At 72.9% G+C, this 17,083-nt stretch carries 16 protein-coding genes; 10 read left to right on the top strand and 6 right to left on the bottom strand.

The window, feature by feature from the left end; translation table 11 throughout:
• Positions 1-37: 37 nt before the first annotated feature.
• The 3 genes from hmgA (at position 38) to AC0665_RS23590 (ending at position 3,405) form a co-directional block, all read left to right on the top strand.
• Complete coding sequence (hmgA, locus tag AC0665_RS23600; protein WP_468637130.1) at positions 38-1,384, top strand: homogentisate 1,2-dioxygenase; 1,347 nt, start codon at positions 38-40, stop codon at positions 1,382-1,384.
• A gap of 90 nt (positions 1,385-1,474) precedes the next feature.
• Entirely contained in the window at positions 1,475-2,224 is a 750-nt protein-coding gene (locus AC0665_RS23595) for a GntR family transcriptional regulator (protein ID WP_468637132.1), read from the top strand.
• A 26-nt stretch (positions 2,225-2,250) separates the two neighbouring features.
• Positions 2,251-3,405, top strand: coding sequence for a type ISP restriction/modification enzyme (locus AC0665_RS23590; protein WP_478705748.1), 1,155 nt, complete (start codon positions 2,251-2,253; stop codon positions 3,403-3,405).
• A 136-nt stretch (positions 3,406-3,541) separates the two neighbouring features.
• Here AC0665_RS23590 and AC0665_RS23585 read toward each other — a convergent pair whose 3' ends face one another.
• Both AC0665_RS23585 and AC0665_RS23580 read right to left on the bottom strand, forming a co-directional pair.
• On the bottom strand, positions 3,542-3,742 hold the full coding sequence (locus AC0665_RS23585) for a hypothetical protein (RefSeq protein WP_478705747.1): 201 nt from the start codon (positions 3,740-3,742) through the stop codon (positions 3,542-3,544).
• A gap of 138 nt (positions 3,743-3,880) precedes the next feature.
• Entirely contained in the window at positions 3,881-6,049 is a 2,169-nt protein-coding gene (locus tag AC0665_RS23580) for an MMPL family transporter (RefSeq protein ID WP_478705746.1), read from the bottom strand.
• A 110-nt stretch (positions 6,050-6,159) separates the two neighbouring features.
• Here AC0665_RS23580 and AC0665_RS23575 point away from each other — a divergent pair, with 110 nt between their 5' ends.
• Positions 6,160-6,948, top strand: a complete 789-nt coding sequence (locus tag AC0665_RS23575; protein ID WP_478705745.1) for an AfsR/SARP family transcriptional regulator — start codon at positions 6,160-6,162, stop codon at positions 6,946-6,948.
• A 244-nt stretch (positions 6,949-7,192) separates the two neighbouring features.
• A complete protein-coding gene (locus tag AC0665_RS23570; protein WP_478606685.1) occupies positions 7,193-7,483 on the top strand; it encodes a transposase in 291 nt (96 codons plus the stop codon).
• Between the two features lie 141 nt (positions 7,484-7,624).
• On the opposite strand, the gene AC0665_RS23565 is transcribed toward AC0665_RS23570, so the two are convergent.
• Complete coding sequence (locus AC0665_RS23565; RefSeq protein ID WP_478606688.1) at positions 7,625-8,341, bottom strand: TetR/AcrR family transcriptional regulator; 717 nt, start codon at positions 8,339-8,341, stop codon at positions 7,625-7,627.
• 63 nt (positions 8,342-8,404) lie between these two features.
• Between AC0665_RS23565 and AC0665_RS23560 the strand changes: the two genes are divergently transcribed.
• Both AC0665_RS23560 and AC0665_RS23555 read left to right on the top strand, forming a co-directional pair.
• Positions 8,405-9,370 carry an ATP-binding cassette domain-containing protein gene (locus AC0665_RS23560; RefSeq protein ID WP_468637138.1) on the top strand — a complete coding sequence of 322 codons (966 nt, stop codon included), beginning with the start codon at positions 8,405-8,407 and terminating at the stop codon, positions 9,368-9,370.
• Complete coding sequence (locus AC0665_RS23555; RefSeq protein ID WP_478705744.1) at positions 9,367-10,149, top strand: ABC transporter permease; 783 nt, start codon at positions 9,367-9,369, stop codon at positions 10,147-10,149. Before AC0665_RS23560 ends, AC0665_RS23555 begins: the two co-directional genes overlap by 4 nt.
• Before the next feature lie 162 nt (positions 10,150-10,311).
• Here AC0665_RS23555 and AC0665_RS23550 read toward each other — a convergent pair whose 3' ends face one another.
• The 3 genes from AC0665_RS23550 to AC0665_RS23540 form a co-directional block, all read right to left on the bottom strand.
• A complete protein-coding gene (locus AC0665_RS23550) occupies positions 10,312-10,578 on the bottom strand; it encodes a hypothetical protein (RefSeq protein WP_030850794.1) in 267 nt (88 codons plus the stop codon).
• A gap of 126 nt (positions 10,579-10,704) precedes the next feature.
• Entirely contained in the window at positions 10,705-11,523 is an 819-nt protein-coding gene (locus AC0665_RS23545; protein WP_478705743.1) for an anti-sigma factor, read from the bottom strand.
• Positions 11,520-12,062, bottom strand: coding sequence for a sigma-70 family RNA polymerase sigma factor (locus AC0665_RS23540; RefSeq protein ID WP_363120403.1), 543 nt, complete (start codon positions 12,060-12,062; stop codon positions 11,520-11,522). Before AC0665_RS23540 ends, AC0665_RS23545 begins: the two co-directional genes overlap by 4 nt.
• Positions 12,063-12,289: 227 nt before the next feature.
• On the opposite strand from AC0665_RS23540, the gene AC0665_RS23535 reads away from it, so the two are divergent.
• The 3 genes from AC0665_RS23535 (at position 12,290) to AC0665_RS23525 (ending at position 17,021) form a co-directional block, all read left to right on the top strand.
• Complete coding sequence (locus tag AC0665_RS23535; protein ID WP_478705742.1) at positions 12,290-13,822, top strand: DUF4331 domain-containing protein; 1,533 nt, start codon at positions 12,290-12,292, stop codon at positions 13,820-13,822.
• A gap of 101 nt (positions 13,823-13,923) precedes the next feature.
• Entirely contained in the window at positions 13,924-15,432 is a 1,509-nt protein-coding gene (locus AC0665_RS23530; protein WP_478705741.1) for a tetratricopeptide repeat protein, read from the top strand.
• On the top strand, positions 15,429-17,021 hold the full coding sequence (locus tag AC0665_RS23525) for a HoxN/HupN/NixA family nickel/cobalt transporter (protein ID WP_478705740.1): 1,593 nt from the start codon (positions 15,429-15,431) through the stop codon (positions 17,019-17,021). Before AC0665_RS23530 ends, AC0665_RS23525 begins: the two co-directional genes overlap by 4 nt.
• Positions 17,022-17,083: the final 62 nt, after the last annotated feature.

Raw genomic sequence — 17,083 nt, 5'->3', positions numbered from 1 at the left:
TGATGCATAGGAATCGGATCGCAAGGGAGCGGCACACATGGGCGACGGGGACACGTCCCGCGCGAGCGGGTTCGAGCGTGAGAACGCGCGGAAGACCGCCGAAGGGCTGACCTACCTCTCCGGCTTCGGCAACGAGCACAGCTCGCAGGCCGTCCCGGGCGCACTGCCCGAGGGCCGCAACTCGCCCCAGCGGGCCCCGCTCGGGCTGTACGCGGAGCAGTTGAGCGGTTCGGCGTTCACCGAGCCGCGGGCGCACAACCGGCGCTCCTGGCTGTACCGGATCCGGCCGTCGGCCGCCCACCCGGCGTTCACCCGCACCCACAACGGCTCGGTCCGCACCGCCCCCTTCACCCAGACCGTGCCCGACCCCAACCGCCTGCGCTGGAACCCGCTGCCCGACCCGGCGCCCGAGACCGACTTCCTGGCCGGCCTGTGGACCCTGGGCGGCAACGGCGACGCCACCCAGCGCACCGGCGTCGCGGTCCACCTGTACGCCGCCAACGCCTCCATGGACCGGGTGTTCAGCGACGCGGACGGTGAGCTGCTGATCGTGCCGGAGCGCGGGGGGCTGCTGCTGCGCACCGAGTTCGGCCTGCTGCATGTGGAGCCGGGACATGTGGCGCTGATCCCGCGTGGTGTCCGCTTCCGTGTGGACCTGCTCGACGAGTCCGCCCGCGGCTATGTGTGCGAGAACTACGGCGCGCCCTTCCGCCTCCCCGACCTCGGCCCGATCGGCGCCAACGGGCTCGCCAACCCCCGGGACTTCCGCGCCCCGGTCGCCGCGTACGAGGACGTCGAGGGCCCGGTGGAGGTGGTGAACAAGTTCTGCGGCAACCTGTGGACGGCCACCTACGACCACTCCCCCCTCGATGTCGTCGCCTGGCACGGCAACCACGTGCCCTACGTCTACGACCTGCGCCGGTTCAACGCGCTCGGCACCATCACCTACGACCACCCGGACCCGTCGATCTTCACGGTGCTGACGTCCCCGTCGGACACCCCGGGACTGGCCGGTGTGGACTTCGTGGTGTTCGCGCCGCGCTGGCTGGTGGGCGAGGACACCTTCCGGCCGCCGTACTTCCACCGGAACGTGATGAGCGAGTACATGGGCCTGATCGAGGGCGCCTACGACGCCAAGGCCGAGGGCTTCGTGCCGGGCGGCGGTTCGCTGCACAACATGATGTCGGCGCACGGCCCGGACCGGGAGACCTTCGACCGGGCGAGCGCCGCCGAGCTGAAGCCGCAGAAGATCGACGACGGGCTGGCGTTCATGTTCGAGACGCGCTGGCCGCTCACCCTCACCCCGCAGGCGGCCCGCGCCGAACACCTCCAGCAGCGCTACGACGACGTCTGGCAGGGCCTGGAGCGGCACTTCCGCCCCTAGCGGTTGGCCGGCGGAAGCCGCTCCTCCTTCCCCGGGAGTTCCGCCGGCACCCCCCTTGCAGCGATCATTCCCTACCGGTACGGATGGCCCGTGACCTCCTTCGCCCCGGACTCCATCGTCCTGAACCGCAAGCTGCCGCTCTGGTACCAGGTGTCGCAGTCGCTGCGCGCCTCGATCCTCGGCCGCTCGCCCCGGGACCCGCTGCGGCTGCCCACCGAGGAGCAGCTGGCGGGGCACTACGGCGTGAGCGTGCTCACGATGCGGCAGGCGCTGAAGGAGCTGGAGGACGAGGGGCTGATCTCGCGCCACCGCCGGCGGGGCACGTTCATCGAGCCGGACGCGCGCCGGGGCTCCCCCGTGCGCCTGCTCGGCTCGGTGGACGCGATCGTGGCCCAGCAGTCGGGCATGACGACCGACCTGCTGGACCACGGCTCCGTCCCGGTGCCGGGCGAACTCGCCGAGTTCTTCCCGGATGTACCGGAGGTCGCGACGTACCACCGGCTGCGCAGCGACGAGAAGACCGGCGAGCCGACGAACCACGCCCGCAACTACGTCCGTCCCGAACTGGCCGCGCGGATCGACCTGGACGACCTCGTCCGCTGGCCCATGACCAAGGTGCTGCGGGACGTGGTGGGTGCGGACATCAGCCGCATCACGGACACGGTGGAGGCGCGGCTGGCCGACCCGGAGACCGCGAAGCTGCTCCAAGTCCCCTTGCTGAGCCCGATCCTGCACTACACCGGCGTGACGTACGACGCCGAGGGGCGGCCCCTGGACGTGGCCGTCATCCACTACCGCGGGGACCGGTTCTCCTTCACGGTGACCCTGGACGCCACCTGACCCGCCTCCGGCCGGCAGGTCGTACGATGCCCTGCGTGACGCACGACGACGCTCCGGCGCTGGCGGACCTCATGCCGTGGTCCGTGGCACCTCCGCGGCTCGGCCGGAGCTGGCCGGCGGCGCCCGACTCGGCGTCCCTGAAGGCCCGCTGGGACGCCTTGGTGAAGGCCGAGGGACCCGACCGCGCCGCCCTGTTCGAGCCGACCCGCTCCCGCACGCTGCACACGGCCGTCGGCCGCCTGCCGGGCCGGGCGGACAGCGGCACGGAGAAACTGGTGCGCGCCTCGGGGCCCTGCCCGGAGCCGGTGCGCGTCCTGCTCGCGCCCTACGACGAGCAGTGGCTGATCCCCGACCAGCGGCTGATCGACGCGGCCCGCCCGGAACTGTGGCGGGTGGCGGACGAGCGGCAGGTCTTCCTGGTGGAAGCACCCGTGACCGAGCCGCCCCTGCTGGTCACCTCGCTGCTCCCGCTGCTCCGGCCCGGCCGTGTCCGGCCGCTGTTCCGCCGCCCGGGCGGTCGCGAGCCGAACCTGGCCCCGGGGCTGCTCGAACACCTCGGCACGCGCCTGGGCGGCACCCCGGAGCCGCTGGACGTACTGGCCTGGATCGTCGCCACGACCCGCCCGGACCTCGGCGTCCCGCTCACCGGGGACGCCGACGCGTGGGAGCAGGGCCTGGAGGTGGGCCACCGGCTGCTGTGGCTGATGCGCCGCGACGGCGAGCGCCCGAAACTGCCCGGCGGCCGCCGCCCCTACGTCCGCGCCCCGCTGCCCTCCCGGCCCGTGGCGCCGCGCTACGACCGGGACGAGGAGGCGCTGTTCCTGGACGACGGGCGCATCTCGCCGGTGCCGCCGCAGGCCTGGGACTTCGAGGTGGGCGGAGTCCATGTCCTGGAGCAGTGGTTCGCCGCCCGCGTGGCTGTCCCCGAGCCGGGCACGCTGGCGGCGATCCGGCCGGTGACCTGGCCCCAGTCCTGGACGTCGGAGCTGCTGGAGCTGATCACCGTCCTCACACTCCTGGCCGAACTCGGCCCCCTGGCGGAGCCGGAGATCCCCGACCCGGTCACCTCGGCGGAGCTGCGCGCGGCGGGCGTCCTGCCGGTACCGGACACGGCCCGCCGGCCGGCGTCGGTGCTGGAGGAGCCCGAGGAGGGCCCCGAGGGGCAACTGGCGCTGCTCTAGCCTCGCCCTTTCACAGGTGGCGTGTCCGAGGAGTGATCAAATAAGCGAGGAGCGCCTCTGACCTGGGACGATGAGACTTGTCTAGGGTCATGTCGTCGTCAGGAGACTGTCGCGCTGGAGCAGGCCAGGGCGACGGTCAGGAACACCGGCCCGTAGGGTATCCGGCGCCCAGGTAGAGCATGCGGCCGCTGCGGTGTCGAAGGCGAAGAGCACCCGGCTGCCTCAGGCGCCACAGCAGCAGCACTGAGCCGGTCACCAGCAGGGCACGGCCGAAGGTGTCCGGGTCGGCCCGTTCGCCCGCCTGCCGCTCGGCCGCGAAGCGCGAGCACGAAGGCATCAGCAGCACGGTGGACCGCCACGGCCACCGGGACCTGGAGTCCTGGTCACCGAAGCGGTTCCACCGCACAGTTCACCGCCGGCCGCGCCGCTCCTCGTCCATGCCCACTACGCCGGACACCGGACGGCCGTCACCGCGTCACCCGCGCGTGGTGATCACACGTACTCCCCCGTGAAGTACGTCGGCCTCCTCGACCTCCTTGACCCGAAGCCGCCGCAGCCGCCGGGGCGCCCACCAGTTCGCCCGCCCCGCGAGCCGCATGGTCACCGGAAGCAGCACGACCCGGATGAGGGTGGCGTCGACCAGGATCGTCAGGGCGGTCCCGATGCCGAGTTCCTTGAGGAAGACGACGCCGGAGGTGGCGTACGACAGGAAGGACAGGGCGAGGATCCCGGCCGCCGCGGTGATCAGCGGGGCGCTGCGCCGGATGCCCTCGGCGACGGCCCGTACGGTCTCGCCGGTCCGCTCGTGCTCCTCCCTGATGCGGGCCAGCAGGAAGACCTCGTAGTCCATGGAGAGGCCGTAGGCCACGCAGAACATCAGCACGGGGATGCTCGGCTCGATCGCCCCGGTGGGTGTGAAGCCGAGCGGACCGGACAGGTGACCGGCCTGGAAGACCCACACCAGGCAGCCGAACATCACGGACAGGCTGAGCAGGTTCAGCACGGTCGCCTTGGCGGGCAGCAGCACACTGCCGGTCATCAGGAAGAGGATCACGTACGTCGCCCCGAGCACGAGCCCGACCGCGAGCGGCAGCCGGTCCAGGAGCGTGGCGCGGAAGTCGGTGGTCTCGCCCGGGTAGCCGCCGACGAGGGCGGGGGCGGGGGCCGGGGTGTCCCGGATGCGGTCGACGAACGCGGGGACGTCGTCGTACAGGGCCTGTTGTGTCGGTACTACGGCCACGCGCGCGTGGCCGTCCGGCGCGGTCAGCCGGTCCTGGCCGGGGGCCCCGGTGCGGCGGCCGTCTCGGTAGGTACCCTCGGGCGCGTCGACCTGGAACACGCCCGGCAGCCGGGACAGGTCGACGGCGTACGCGCGCGTGTCGGCCTCTCGCGTGAGGACGACTTGGACGGTGTCCGTGGGCTCGGCGGCGAAGTCCCGGTGCACGGTCTCGGCGACGGTACGCGAGGAGGTGCCGGCAGGCAGGGTGCGCTCGTCGGGCAGGCCGAAGCGCAGGCCGAGCAGGGGCGAGGCGGCCACGAGGAGCACCGTCAGGACGCCGGCGCCGGCGAGAAGCGGGCGGCGCATGGCCCGCAGCGCGGTGCGGTGCCAGAAGCCGGAGGCGGGGGCGGCGGTGCGTTCGACCCGGTGGCCCCAGCGGACCAGGGCGGCCGGCAGCGGCAGGACGGCACCGGCGACCGCGGTGAACACGACGAGGACACCGGCGTAGGCGAAGGAGCTGAGGAAGAAGAACGGGAACACCAGCAGGGCGGACAGCGACACGGCGACGGTGACCCCGCTGAAGACGACCGTGCGCCCGGCCGCGGCGGTGGCCCGCACGACGGCCTCCGGCTGGGCGTGCCCGCCGGCGCGTTCCTCGCGGTAGCGGCTGATGACGAACAGGCTGTAGTCGACGCCCAGTCCGAGGCCCAGCACCAGGGCGAGGTTCGCAGCGAACGTCGAGACCTCCGTGAACTGCGCGACGGCCCGCAGTCCGGCGAGGGTGCCGAGGACAGAGAGCACGCCGACGCCGACGGTGAGCAGGGCGGCCGTGGTGCGCCGGTAGACGAGAACGAGGAGCAGCAGCACGACGGGCAGCGCGAAGACCTCCGCGCGCAGGAAGTCGGCGCGGGCCTCCTCGCCGACCTGCCGGGAGATCTCCTCCTGACCGCCCACACGAACATCGAGTCGATCGGTGGTTCGGGTCAACCGGGATGAGAGGTCGGCGAGTTGCTCGCGGGCCGTGGTGGCGTCGCCTTCCAGTCGGGCGAGGAGGAGGGCGCGGTGTCCGTCCTCGGCGCGCAGGGCCGGGCTTCGGGCGTCCCAGTAGGAGGTGACGTCCGTGACGTTCGGCAACCGCTCGACCTCCGCGGCCAGTTCGCGGGCGGCGCGCTCGGTGGCGGGGCTGTCCACGTCGTTGTCGCTGGCCGTGACGAGCAGGGCGAGATTCGGGTTGCCGGTGCGGAAGTCCTCGCGCAGGACGTCGGCGGCGCGCACCGACTCCGTGCCGGGGGAGTTCCAGCGCGCGAGGTCGAGGTCCTGCTGGGCGCCCGCGCCGTACGCGCCGAGGCCCAGGAGGACGAGCAGCGTGCCGAGCAGGACGGCACGACTGTGCCGCACGGCCAGTCGGCCGAGCCGGGTGAGCATGAGGGCGGCCCTTCTCCAGGGGATCGGTGTGCCGCCCCACCGTCCCCTCCGTGACTGGAATCCTCGCTGGAAGATCTACTGGAATCCGGTGTCCGGGCTAGTCTCGCCCCATGGAGGCAACGGAGAACGCGGAGAGGACGACCCGCCTGCGCTGCGAACTGCTGGGCCCGCTGCGGGTGTTGCGCGAGGGCACGGAGATCCCGTTGGGCCCGCCGAAACAACGGGCGGTCCTGGCCGTGCTGTTGCTCCAGGAGGGACGGCCGATCTCGTACGACGCTCTCGTCGAGTCCGTGTGGAGCGGCGCCCCGCCGGTGCATGTGCGCAACCTCGTGCAGAAGTACGTCTCCGGGCTGCGCCGCGCGCTGGGCGACGGGGCGGAGCTGGTCTGGACCGGGGCGGGATACCGGCTCACCGGCGTCCGGCCCGACGATGTGCGCGAGCGGCGCCTGCTGGTGGACGAGGCGCTCGCGGCGCGGGACGCCGGAGATCTGGAGCGGGCGGAGGAACTCGCCGCGCGTGCCGAGGAGTTGTGGCGCGGAGACTTCGCCGAGGGCCTGCAAACCCCCTCGCTCGCGGCGGAGCGGCTGCGCTGGGCGGAGAAGCGGCTCACGGTGCTGGAGGCCCGTCTCGCCGGGGCGATCGAAGGCGGCCGCTCCTTCGAGTACGTCCACGAGCTCGTCCGGCTCGTCGCGGTGCACCCTCTGCGCGAACGCCTCGTCGAACTCCTGATGCTGGCCCTGTGCCGCACCGGCCGCCCGACGGACGCGCTCACCGCCTACGAGGCCGCACGCCGCTGCCTGGCCGAGGCCCTAGGCACGGACCCGGGACCGGCACTGCGGTCTCTGCACGCACGGATCCTGCGCCAGGACCCGGCGTTGCTGCCGATGCCGGTGGGCTGAAATCCCCGACGCCCACCGCCACGGCACCGACATCCTCATCCGCGCCGACAGCGCCGGAGGCGCCAAAGCATTCCTCGCCCACGTGCGCGGCCTGTGCGACCAGGGCATCCACACCTTCTTCTCCGTCGGACACCCGGGCACCGAGCCGGTCCGGCGCGCGGTCCGGGCCCTGCCCGAGCAAGGGTGCGGGCGCTCACGCCGGACGGTGACCCGGGTGCCGTCCGGGTAGCCGGACAGGTCGAGCATGCCGGTCAGCGCAGGGAGCCGTCTTGATCCCAGGCGGGGTGCCAGACCTGCCTGGCTAGAGCTGTCGCTGACCGCGATCGACCTGCTCACCTGGACCCGAACCCTGCTGCTGGACGGCGAACTGGCCACCGCCGAACCAAAGAAGCTGCGCTACCGGCTCCTGCACACCGCCACCCGCCTCGCCCGCGGAGGACGCCGTCTCCGCTTGCGGATCGCCGCCACCTGGCCCTGGCGACATGAACTGATCAGCGCATTCGCCCGGGCCGCCCTGCCCCGGCCCGCCACCTGAGCGCAAAACCCGTCCCTGCCCACCCACGACCCGAGGAACCCTGGAGCTCCCGGCCACGCGCCGGGTCCACCATGCCCACCAGCCCGCAAACGCGCCGACGGCATCCCCCCGGACAGGCCAACCCCAACTGAAAAGCGGAGGCTAGCGAAGGTCGGGATCGAAGGCGTCCAGGACGCGTTCGAGCGCCCGCCGGAACACCGCCTCCAGGTCGACCGGCCCGCTCTGCTCCATGAAGGCCGCGGCCAGCCGCGGATACGCGCCGGTGGCGATCCGGCCGCCCAGGTAGGCCATGCGGACCGCGTTCTCCTCCTCCGCCGACCAGGGCATGGACCGGGCGCGTTCGGCGGTCGCGATCTCGTTGCCGGTGTACGTCGTCACGACGCCGTTGAGCAGGGCGATCAGCTCGGTCTTCGTGCCGCCCGGCACGTCCAGCGGTTCCAGACAGGCCAGGCAGTGCTCCAGGTAGCGCAGAGTGTTGGGGCTGAAGCCGAACACCCCGGGCATCAGGCGCGGCACCCAGGTGTGGCGGTACATGATGGCGCGCGTCTCCTCCGCGTTGCGGAGCATGTCGGCGCGCCAGTCGCCCGTGGGCTCGAACATCTCGTGCTCGGCGCCGATGGCGTCGATCATCAGCTCGTACAGGTCCTCCTTGCGGGGGACGTAGTTGTACAGCGACATCGTGCCGCAGCCCAGCTCCGCGGCGACGTGGCGCATGGTGACCCCTTCGAGCCCCGACGCGTCGGCGATCCGCACGGCCGCCGCCGCGATGTCGGCACGGGTGAACGCCGGTTTCGGCCCTCGGCCGGTGCGCTCGGGGCGCGCCCAGATCACTTCGGGTACGGCCGCTCGGCCCGCCATCGATCATCACCTCGGCCACCATCCTAGTTACGTACAGCGTACGTAGTGCGCTATGGTCCTGCCATGACTTCTACGTACGCTGTACTTAGTGAAGGTCTGGAGAAGCGGTTCGGCCAGGTGCACGCCCTGCGCGGGCTGGACCTGGCCGTCGCCGAGGGGACCGTCTGCGCGGTCCTCGGACCGAACGGGGCGGGGAAGACCACGGCGGTACGGCTGTTGACGACGCTGCTGCGGCCGGACGCGGGATCCGCCCGGGTCGCGGGGCACGACCTCGTCCGCGAGGCCGCCGCCGTGCGCGACCGGATCGGCGTCACCGGGCAGGACACCTCGATCGACGGGGACCTCACCGGACGGCAGAACCTGAAGCTGTTCGGCCGGCTGCACCGGGTGCGCGGTCCGGCCGGCCGGACCGCGGAGCTCCTCGACCGCTTCGGCCTGACCGAGGCGGCCGACCGCCCCGCGTCCACCTACTCCGGCGGCATGCGCCGCCGCCTGGACCTCGCCGTGAGCCTCATCCGCCGCCCCGACGTGCTGTTCCTGGACGAGCCGACGACCGGCCTCGACCCGGCCAGCCGCGCCCTCATCCAGGACGTGGTGCGCGGCCTGACCGCCGAGGGCACGACCGTGCTGCTCACCACCCAGTACCTGGAGGAGGCCGACCAGCTGGCCGACGACATCGCCCTGGTGGACCGGGGCAGGGTCGCGCACACCGGGTCCCCGGAACAGCTCAAGTCCCTGGTCGGGGCGCACGCCGAGGTCGTGGTGGCGCACGGGGACGCCCTCGCGAAGGCCGCGGCCGTGCTCGACCGGCTGACGGGCGCGCAGCCGTCGTTCGACCACGAGCGCCGTGCCGTCGGCGCGGTCAGCAAGGACCCGACGCTCACGATCCCGCTGCTGGTGCGCGCCCTGGACACGGCGGGCGTGCCGCTGCTCGACGTGAGCCTGCGCCGACCGACCCTCGACGACGTGTTCCTGCGTCTGACGGGGACCACGACCGGGACGACCGACGAGAAGGAGCGTGCCGCATGAGCATGCTGGCGTACGACGGGACCGCGATGCTGGGACGCCAGCTGCTGCGGATGCGGAACAACCCGGGGCTGCTGATCCTCACCCAGACGATGCCGATCAGCATGCTGCTGTTCTTCGGCTATGTCTTCGGCAGCGCGCTGGCGGTGCCGGGCGAGGCCTACCGGTCCTTCCTGGTGCCGGGCCTGCTGGTAGCGACCGCCTCGGGCGGGGTCATGACCGGCATGTTCCAGGCGGCCGTGGACACGCACCGGGGCGTGATGAACCGCTTCCGGACACTGCCGATGAGCCGGGCGGCCGTTCCGCTGGGGCAGGCCGCGGCGGACCTGGTGGCCACAGCCGTGGGGACGGTGCCGTTCCTGCTCGTGGGGCTCGCCGTGGGCTGGCGGGTCGAAGGGAGCCCGCCGGCGGCGGTGGGGGCGTTCGCGCTGCTGCTGCTGTTCCGCTTCGCGTGCACCTGGGCCGGGATCTACCTCGGACTGCTCACCCGCAACGAGGAGGCGGCCGGCCAGCTGGGCGGGGCGACGTTCCTGCTGCCGCTGCTTTCCAGCGCGTACATCCCGACGAGCGGGCTGCCGGGCTGGCTGCGGACGGTCGCCGAGTGGAATCCGATCAGCGCGGTGGCCACGGCCCTGCGTGACCTTCTCGGCAACGCGCCCGTGCCGGACGGGGCGGCCTGGCCGGTGGCCCATCCCGTCGCGGGATCGCTCATGTGGTGTGCCGTGCTGCTCGGGGCATGCGTGCCGCTGGCCGTGCGCCGGTACGCGCACGGGGAGCGGTGAGCGGACGTACGCCCCCGGTCACTGCCGGGCGGGGATGAGGCACCGACAGAGGGCGTGCCGCGCTCGGGAACACACCTGGCGCCGCTGCGTGCCGCGGGGTGACGGACGACGGGTGTCGCAGCGCTGCGCCGGGGGGCGGTGTGACCGCCCGAGCGCGGGCCCCTACCTGCTGCCGAACAGCGAGCGGCGCAGCCGGCGCAGCGGCGCGAAGAGCGAGACGCGACGCACGCGGGCACCCCTGCCACTGCGGTCGTGCGGCTGACGCGCGGTCAGTTCCCGCATCAGCGATGTCGCCTCGACCGTCTCCCGCTGAGGGACGGCGGGACCGCCCAGCACCGAGAGGTGGCGGTCGAGGCGCGAACTGGTCGCGCTGCTCCCGCAGGTGATCGCAGGGACCCTCGCCCTGCTGCGCACTGTTATCTGATCCATGTCACTCCCCACCCGTACGAGTCCACCCGGCCCGGGCAGGTTAACCCTATCGCCCCGTCCGGGCACGCGTGTATCGCGGTCACAGGATTCACCTTCCCCACAAGGGGGTTGACGATGTGTCTCCGACTACTCTCCGAATCCAACAGATTTCAGGGCGAGTTGGACGATCGGCTGTGTAGTGGGCCGCGGCGATCCCCCGGCGGGCTCGACGGTCACGGCCAGTGACGTCGCCGAGGTTCCGAGATCCGTCGCGACCAGGGGCGTGTCGCCCTCGAACAGGCCCAGGGAGCGCGGTTGCGCGCCCGGGCGCATGAGCCACAACTGGTGCACGCGACCGCCCGGCGGGGCACCGTATCCGCCGAGGGTGACCACCGCACTCCCCTCCGTGGCGGAAGCGATCACTCCGATGGTGCGGCCCCGTACGTCCCGGCCACTGCTCGCGCGGGCGTCCGGAGCCGCCAGAACGTGGGCGATCTCACGTGACCGATCTTGCTCGGCGGTCAGCCGGTCCTGTGCCCGGTCGGCCTGCACGGCGAACAGCGAGGCGACGACCAGGGCCGCGGCGGCGGTGGCCGTCGCGAAGGGCACGAACAGCGGGACGCGGCGCCGCTGCCGCTGCCGGGGCGGCGGCTGCGCGCCCCACACGTGCGGCGGCAGCTGCGTCGCGCGCGCCCGGGCCGGCTCACGCACCGCGCCCTGCGGCGCCGGGTCCTGCGGCGTCGTCCGTACGGCGAGCATGACCCGGTCGCGCAGCGCGGCGGGGGCCGGGGCGGCCGTGGACCAGGCCAGCCGGACGGCGTCCTCGCCCAGGGCACGCACCTCGGCGGCGCACCGGCCGCAGCCCCTGAGGTGCCTCTCGAAGCGGACCCGCTCGGGGGGCTCCAGGGCGTCGAGCGCGTAGGGCGCGGCGAGCGAGTGCAGATCCTCGCGGCGGAAGAGGCTCATGCCACACCTCCCAGGCACTCGCGCATGCGGGTCAGCCCGTCGCGCATGCGGGTCTTGACGGTGCCGAGCGGCAGGGAGAGCTGCTCGGCCACCTCACGGTACGTGTAGCCCTCGTAGTAGGCGAGGGTGACCGACTGGCGTTGCAGGACGGTGAGCCGGTCCAGGCAGCGGCGCACCCACTCGCGTTCGAGTCCGGCCTCGACCTCCTCGGTGACCTGGTCGAAGGCGGGCTGGTTGGCGCGCAGGGCCTCGCGCTGCTCGCGCTCCCCGGCCGCGCGGGCGCTGCGCACCCGGTCGACGGCACGGCGGTGGGTGAGGGTGAGGATCCACGACATCGCGCTGCCCCGTCCCGGGTCGAACCTCGCCGCGGACCGCCACAGTTCGAGCAGCACCTCCTGCGCCACCTCCTCCGACTGGGCGGGGTCGCGCACCACACGCCGTACGAGTCCGAACACGGGGCCGGACACCAGTCCGTACAAGTCCTCGAAGGCCTGCTGGTCCCCGCCCGCCACGCGCAGCAGCAGCTCGTCCGCCTCCACTCGGTCCCCCTTCCCGAGGCCGCACCGGGCCTGTCCCCTCACACGAGGCATTCGCAACGCACACACCTCCGGCAGGAGTTACGGATCGGCGCGCCGAAAACGCGGGTGGCCCGGCGATGAAACAACTTCCCCTGCTCGCCGTAAGAACGTTTGAGATTCGACCAATCCGCTTCGCCGACCGCTCCGAATGGCGTGTGTCAGGCAAGTTGGCACGGAGGACGGACGGCATGACACCTATCTCCAGGACCGGTGCGGGACGCGCGAGCATCGCGACCGTGATCTGTGGCGCGCTGGCCACCGGCGGGCTCGCGGCCGCCGGTGTGACAGCGCTGGAACCCGAGGCGGCCTCGGCCTCCAGCCACCGGGAGGCCCCGCTCATCTCGGGGACGCCGCAGTACGACAACACGGACGTGTACGCGTTCGTCAGCCCGGACAAGCCGGACACGACGACCATCGTCGCGAACTGGATCCCCTTCGAGGAGCCGGCCGGCGGGCCCAACTTCTTCCCGTTCGCCGAGGACGCCCAGTACGACCTGCGCATCGACAGCAACGGTGACGCGCAGGAAGACCTGGTCTTCCGGTACACCTTCAAGACGCACACGAAGAACGACAAGACGTTCCTCTACAACACGGGCCCGGTCGAGAGCCTCGACGACCCCGACCTCAACATCACGCAGACGTACGACCTCGAGCTCATCAAGCTCCGGCACCTGAAGGCCGTGTCGAAGACCAAGGTCGCCGACGACGTGCCGGTGGCGCCGTCGAACGTCGGCAAGGCGTCGATGCCCGACTACGGCGCCCTGCGCGCGCAGGCGGTGCACAAACTCGCCGGTGGCGCCCAGACGTTCGCCGGGCAGGCCGACGACCCGTTCTTCCTGGACCTGCGCGTCTTCGACCTGCTGTACGGCGGGAACCTCTCCGAGGTCGGCAACGACACCCTCAAGGGCTACAACGTCAACTCGATCGCCCTCCAGGTCCCCAACAGCTTCATCACCGAGTCCCACGAGCAGCCGGTCGTCGGCGTCTGGTCGACGACGCAGCGCAAGAACGCCCGCGGTTACTTCTCGCAGGTCTCGCGCCTGGGCAACCCGCTGGTCAACGAGGTCGTCAACCCGCTGAAGGACAAGGACAAGTTCAACGCGTCCGCGCCGCGGGACGACGCGCAGTTCCTGAGGAACGTCACCAACCCGGAGCTGCCCAAGCTCATCGAGGCGATCTACAAGATCCCGGCGCCGGCCGAGCCGCGCAACGACCTGGTCGACGTCTTCCTCAAGGGCGTCAAGGACCTCAACCAGCCGCCGCACGTGACGCCGTCGGAGCAGCTGCGGCTCAACACGTCCATCAAGCCGGCCGCGAAGCCCAAGCGGCTCGGTGTCCTGGACGGTGACAACGCGGGCTTCCCGAACGGCCGTCGCCTGACCGACGACGTCATCGACGCCTCGCTCCAGGTCGTCGAGGGTGAGCTGCTGGGCTCGAAGAACGACCTCGGTGACGCGGTCGACAAGAACGACAAGAAGTTCGAGAAGTACTTCCCGTACGTCGCCCTGCCGACGGAGGGCTCGCGCGGCCCGCTCGCCAAGGGCGTGGACGGCGGCAACGACGTCCGCAGCCAGCTCGGCGACGCGCTTCAGCCGGCCGGCGCCGAGGGGTCGGACGACATGGGTCTGATGGCCGCCTCCGCGGGGGCCGGTGCCGGCGGCATCGTCCTGATCGGCGCGGCCCTGATGTGGTGGCGCCGCATGCGGAACCGGGCGTACTGACCCGCTCCGCTCCCCCGACCGGCGCGGCCCGTCCCCCGGCCCCCACGGCAACGGGCCGCGCCCCCTCCGCCGCACCCCACCCCATCCGACGAGGAGAGGTCATGCCTGCGCGTACGACCGACAGCACACCGGAGAGGCGCGACGACGCGCCGTCGACGGACCCGGAACCCCGGTACACCGGGGAGCGGGAAGGTGACACCGGGAGCGACTCCGGCCTCGGGCCCGGCGTCGCTCAGCGGGTCGCCGCGCTGCGGCGGGCCGCCGACGGGGGCCGGCGCTGGCGGGGGCTGCATCTGGCCGGGTGCGCCGTGCTGCTGGCGGTCGCCGTCACGGGCGGGGCCATCGCCGTCGGGGGTGTGCGGGACCGCGGGACCGGCGTCGCCGCCGTGTCCGCGGCCGGGGCGCTCTCGCCCGGCGATCTGGCCCGGGGGGACCTCGACGCCGGCATCGCGTCCCTCCAGAAGCATCTGCGCGCCCAGCCGAGGGACTTCGGCAGCTGGGCCACGCTCGGCGTCGCCTACGTCGAGCAGGCCCGGACGAAGGGCGACCCCTCCCGCTACCCGCAGGCCGAACGCGCCCTGAAGCGGTCGCTGGCGCTGAAGCCCGCAAACGACCAGGCCCTGGCCGGCCGGGCCGCCCTGGCCGCCGCCCGGCACGACTTCCCGGGCGCCCTGGCGTACGCCGACCGCGCGCTCGGGCAGAACCCCTACAACGAACGTGCCCTGTGCACCCGTATCGACGCCCTCGTCGAACTCGGCCGGTACGACGAGGCCGCCGAGGCCGCCGACACCGCCGACGACCGCCGCCCGGGCGTCCCCGTCTTCACGCGGTACGCGTACGTGCGCGAGCTGCGCGGCGACGTCCGCACGGCGCGTGCCGTGCTGGAGCGCGCCCTGGACTCGGCGAACGCGCCCGCCGACATCGCGTACGTCGCCACGGCCCTGGGGCAACTCGCCTGGAACCAGGGCGAGTACAAGACCGCCCTCGGCCACTACGCCCGCGCCCTCGCGGCCGACGACACGTATCTGCCCGCCCTGGAGGGCCGTGCCCGCGCCCAGGCGGCGAGCGGTGACCGGGCGGCCGCCGTGCGGGGGCTGGAGCAGGTCGTCACCCGGTTCCCGCTGCCCGGCCCGCTCGTCGCCCTCGGGGAGCTGTACGAGGACCGCGGCGACGACGGTGACCGGGCGAAGGCCGACGACCAGTACGCCCTCGTCGACGCCTGGACCGCCCTCGCCCGCGCCGGCGGGGTCAACGTCGACCTCGACACGGCGATGGCCGCAGCCGACCACGGCGACGAGAAGGAGGCCCTGCGCGCCGCCCGCGCCGAGTGGGACCGCCGCCACACCGTGCACACCGCCGACGCCCTCGCGTGGGCCCTGCACGTCAACGGCCGTGACGAGGAGGCCCTGCCGTACGCCCGCCGGGCGACCGCCACCGGCTACCGCAACGCCGTCTTCCTCCACCACCGGGGCGTCATCGAGCGCGCCACCGGTGACGAAGGCGCGGCGCGCACGCACCTGAAGGCCGCGCTGGACCTGAACCCCGGCTTCTCGCCCCTCGGCGCGCGCGAGGCCCGTGCCGCACTCAAGGACCTGGAGGGGAACCGGTGACCCTGCGCCGGCTGTTCGCGTCCGGCGCCGCCGTCCTCACGGCCGCCTGCGCGCTCACCCTGCTGCCCGCCGCCACGGCGAGCGCCCACCCGCTGGGCAACTTCACCGTCAACCGCTACGACGGCCTGGTCGCCGCCCCCGGTGAACTGCGGGTCCACCACGTGGAGGACCTCGCCGAGATCCCGGCGACGCAGGCGAAGCCGGAGATCGAGCGGCTGGGCATCGACCGCTGGGCCCGCGAGCGGTGCGCCGCGGCCGCCGAGGACAGCCGTGCGAGCGTCGACGGACGCCGGGTCGCCCTCACCGCCGAGCGCGGCCACGCACGCGTGCGGCCCGGGCAGGCGGGGCTCGACACCCTGCGGGTGGAGTGCGAGCTCACCGCTCCTCTCCCCTCGGACGAGAAGACCCTGAGCCTGGGCTTCCGCGGCGCCGGTGCCTCCGGTGGCCCGGGCTGGCGGGAGATCACCGCTCGGGGCGACCGTATGACGCTCGCCGCTTCCGACGTGCCGGAGAAGTCGGTTTCGGGCGAACTGACGCGTTATCCGGAGGAGTTGCTGTCCTCACCGGCCGACACCGCGTCGGCCGCGCTGCGGGTGCGCCCCGGCGGCGCCGCCCTCGCCGAGGAGGAGTCGGACGCCCCCGCGGCCTCCGTGCTCCCGCGCGGCGCGGACCGCTGGACGCGTGCCCTGGACGACCTGGTCGCCCGCCAGGACCTCACGGCCGGCTTCGCCGCGCTGGCCCTCCTCATCGCCGTCGTCCTGGGTGCCATGCACGCGCTCGCTCCGGGCCACGGCAAGACCATCATGGCCGCGACGGCGGCGGCCCGGGGCGGTCAGGCCCGGATGAAGGACGTCCTGCCCATGGCCGCCTCGGTGACGGTCACCCACACCCTGGGCGTGGTCGCCCTGGGCCTGCTGGTCACGGCCGGCTCGGCGGCGGCACCCTCGGTGATCGCCTGGCTCGGTGTCGCCAGCGGCCTGCTGGTGACCCTGGCGGGCGCGAGCCTGCTCCGCCGGGCCCTGCGCAACCGGGCGCACCACCCCCCGCACGGTCATCATCACGGCCACGGAAGCCACACCCACGACCACGACAAGCACAAGCACGACCACGACCACGACCACGTCAAGCACGAGCACGGTCACGATCACCACCACGCCCACGACCACCCGCACGATCACCCCCACCCCCACCCCCACACCGTCGAGCACACCCACGGCGGTTCCACCCACAGCCACCCCGTCGCCCCCACCCTGCGCGGCACCGTCCTCATGGGGTTCGCCGGCGGGCTCGTGCCCAGCCCGTCCGCCGTGGTGGTGCTGGTCGGGGCGGCGGCACTCGGGCAGGCCTGGTTCGGTCTGCTGCTCGTCGTCGCCTACGGCGTCGGACTGGCGCTCACCCTCACGGCCGCCGGGTACGCCGTCGTCAAGGCGGGCAGCGGCATGACCCGGCTGCTGGACCGTCGCCCCCACTGGACGGCGGGCCCGATGGCGGCCCTGGTGCGCCGGACCGCACCTCTCGGCTCGGCCTTCGCCGTGGTGGTCCTCGGGGCCGGACTCGTGTTCAAGGGGGCGGCATCCGCACTCGGCTGAGTTACGTTCGAGAAGCAGCGGACGCGACGAACGGCGGACGTCGTGAGGAAAACCGATCTCAT

The sequence above is a fragment of the Streptomyces sp. NPDC043685 genome, assembly GCF_056436585.1.
The sequence above is the reverse complement of the archived record's forward strand: the minus strand, read 5'-3'. Positions and strand labels throughout refer to the sequence as shown.

Bases quoted from the DNA above. Each gene is read 5' to 3' on its own strand.
- AC0665_RS23545 (WP_478705743.1), bottom strand. From the start codon at position 11,523: ATGAGCCTCTTCCGCCGCGAGGATCTGCACTCGCTCGCCGCGCCCTAC.
- AC0665_RS23570 (WP_478606685.1), top strand. From the start codon at position 7,193: ATGCCGGTCAGCGCAGGGAGCCGTCTTGATCCCAGGCGGGGTGCCAGA.
- AC0665_RS23565 (WP_478606688.1), bottom strand. From the start codon at position 8,341: ATGGCGGGCCGAGCGGCCGTACCCGAAGTGATCTGGGCGCGCCCCGAG.
- AC0665_RS23550 (WP_030850794.1), bottom strand. From the start codon at position 10,578: ATGGATCAGATAACAGTGCGCAGCAGGGCGAGGGTCCCTGCGATCACC.
- AC0665_RS23560 (WP_468637138.1), top strand. From the start codon at position 8,405: ATGACTTCTACGTACGCTGTACTTAGTGAAGGTCTGGAGAAGCGGTTC.
- AC0665_RS23585 (WP_478705747.1), bottom strand. From the start codon at position 3,742: ATGCCTTCGTGCTCGCGCTTCGCGGCCGAGCGGCAGGCGGGCGAACGG.
- AC0665_RS23555 (WP_478705744.1), top strand. From the start codon at position 9,367: ATGAGCATGCTGGCGTACGACGGGACCGCGATGCTGGGACGCCAGCTG.
- AC0665_RS23580 (WP_478705746.1), bottom strand. From the start codon at position 6,049: ATGCTCACCCGGCTCGGCCGACTGGCCGTGCGGCACAGTCGTGCCGTC.
- AC0665_RS23575 (WP_478705745.1), top strand. From the start codon at position 6,160: ATGGAGGCAACGGAGAACGCGGAGAGGACGACCCGCCTGCGCTGCGAA.
- AC0665_RS23590 (WP_478705748.1), top strand. From the start codon at position 2,251: ATGCCCTGCGTGACGCACGACGACGCTCCGGCGCTGGCGGACCTCATG.
- AC0665_RS23535 (WP_478705742.1), top strand. From the start codon at position 12,290: ATGACACCTATCTCCAGGACCGGTGCGGGACGCGCGAGCATCGCGACC.
- AC0665_RS23530 (WP_478705741.1), top strand. From the start codon at position 13,924: ATGCCTGCGCGTACGACCGACAGCACACCGGAGAGGCGCGACGACGCG.
- hmgA (WP_468637130.1), top strand. From the start codon at position 38: ATGGGCGACGGGGACACGTCCCGCGCGAGCGGGTTCGAGCGTGAGAAC.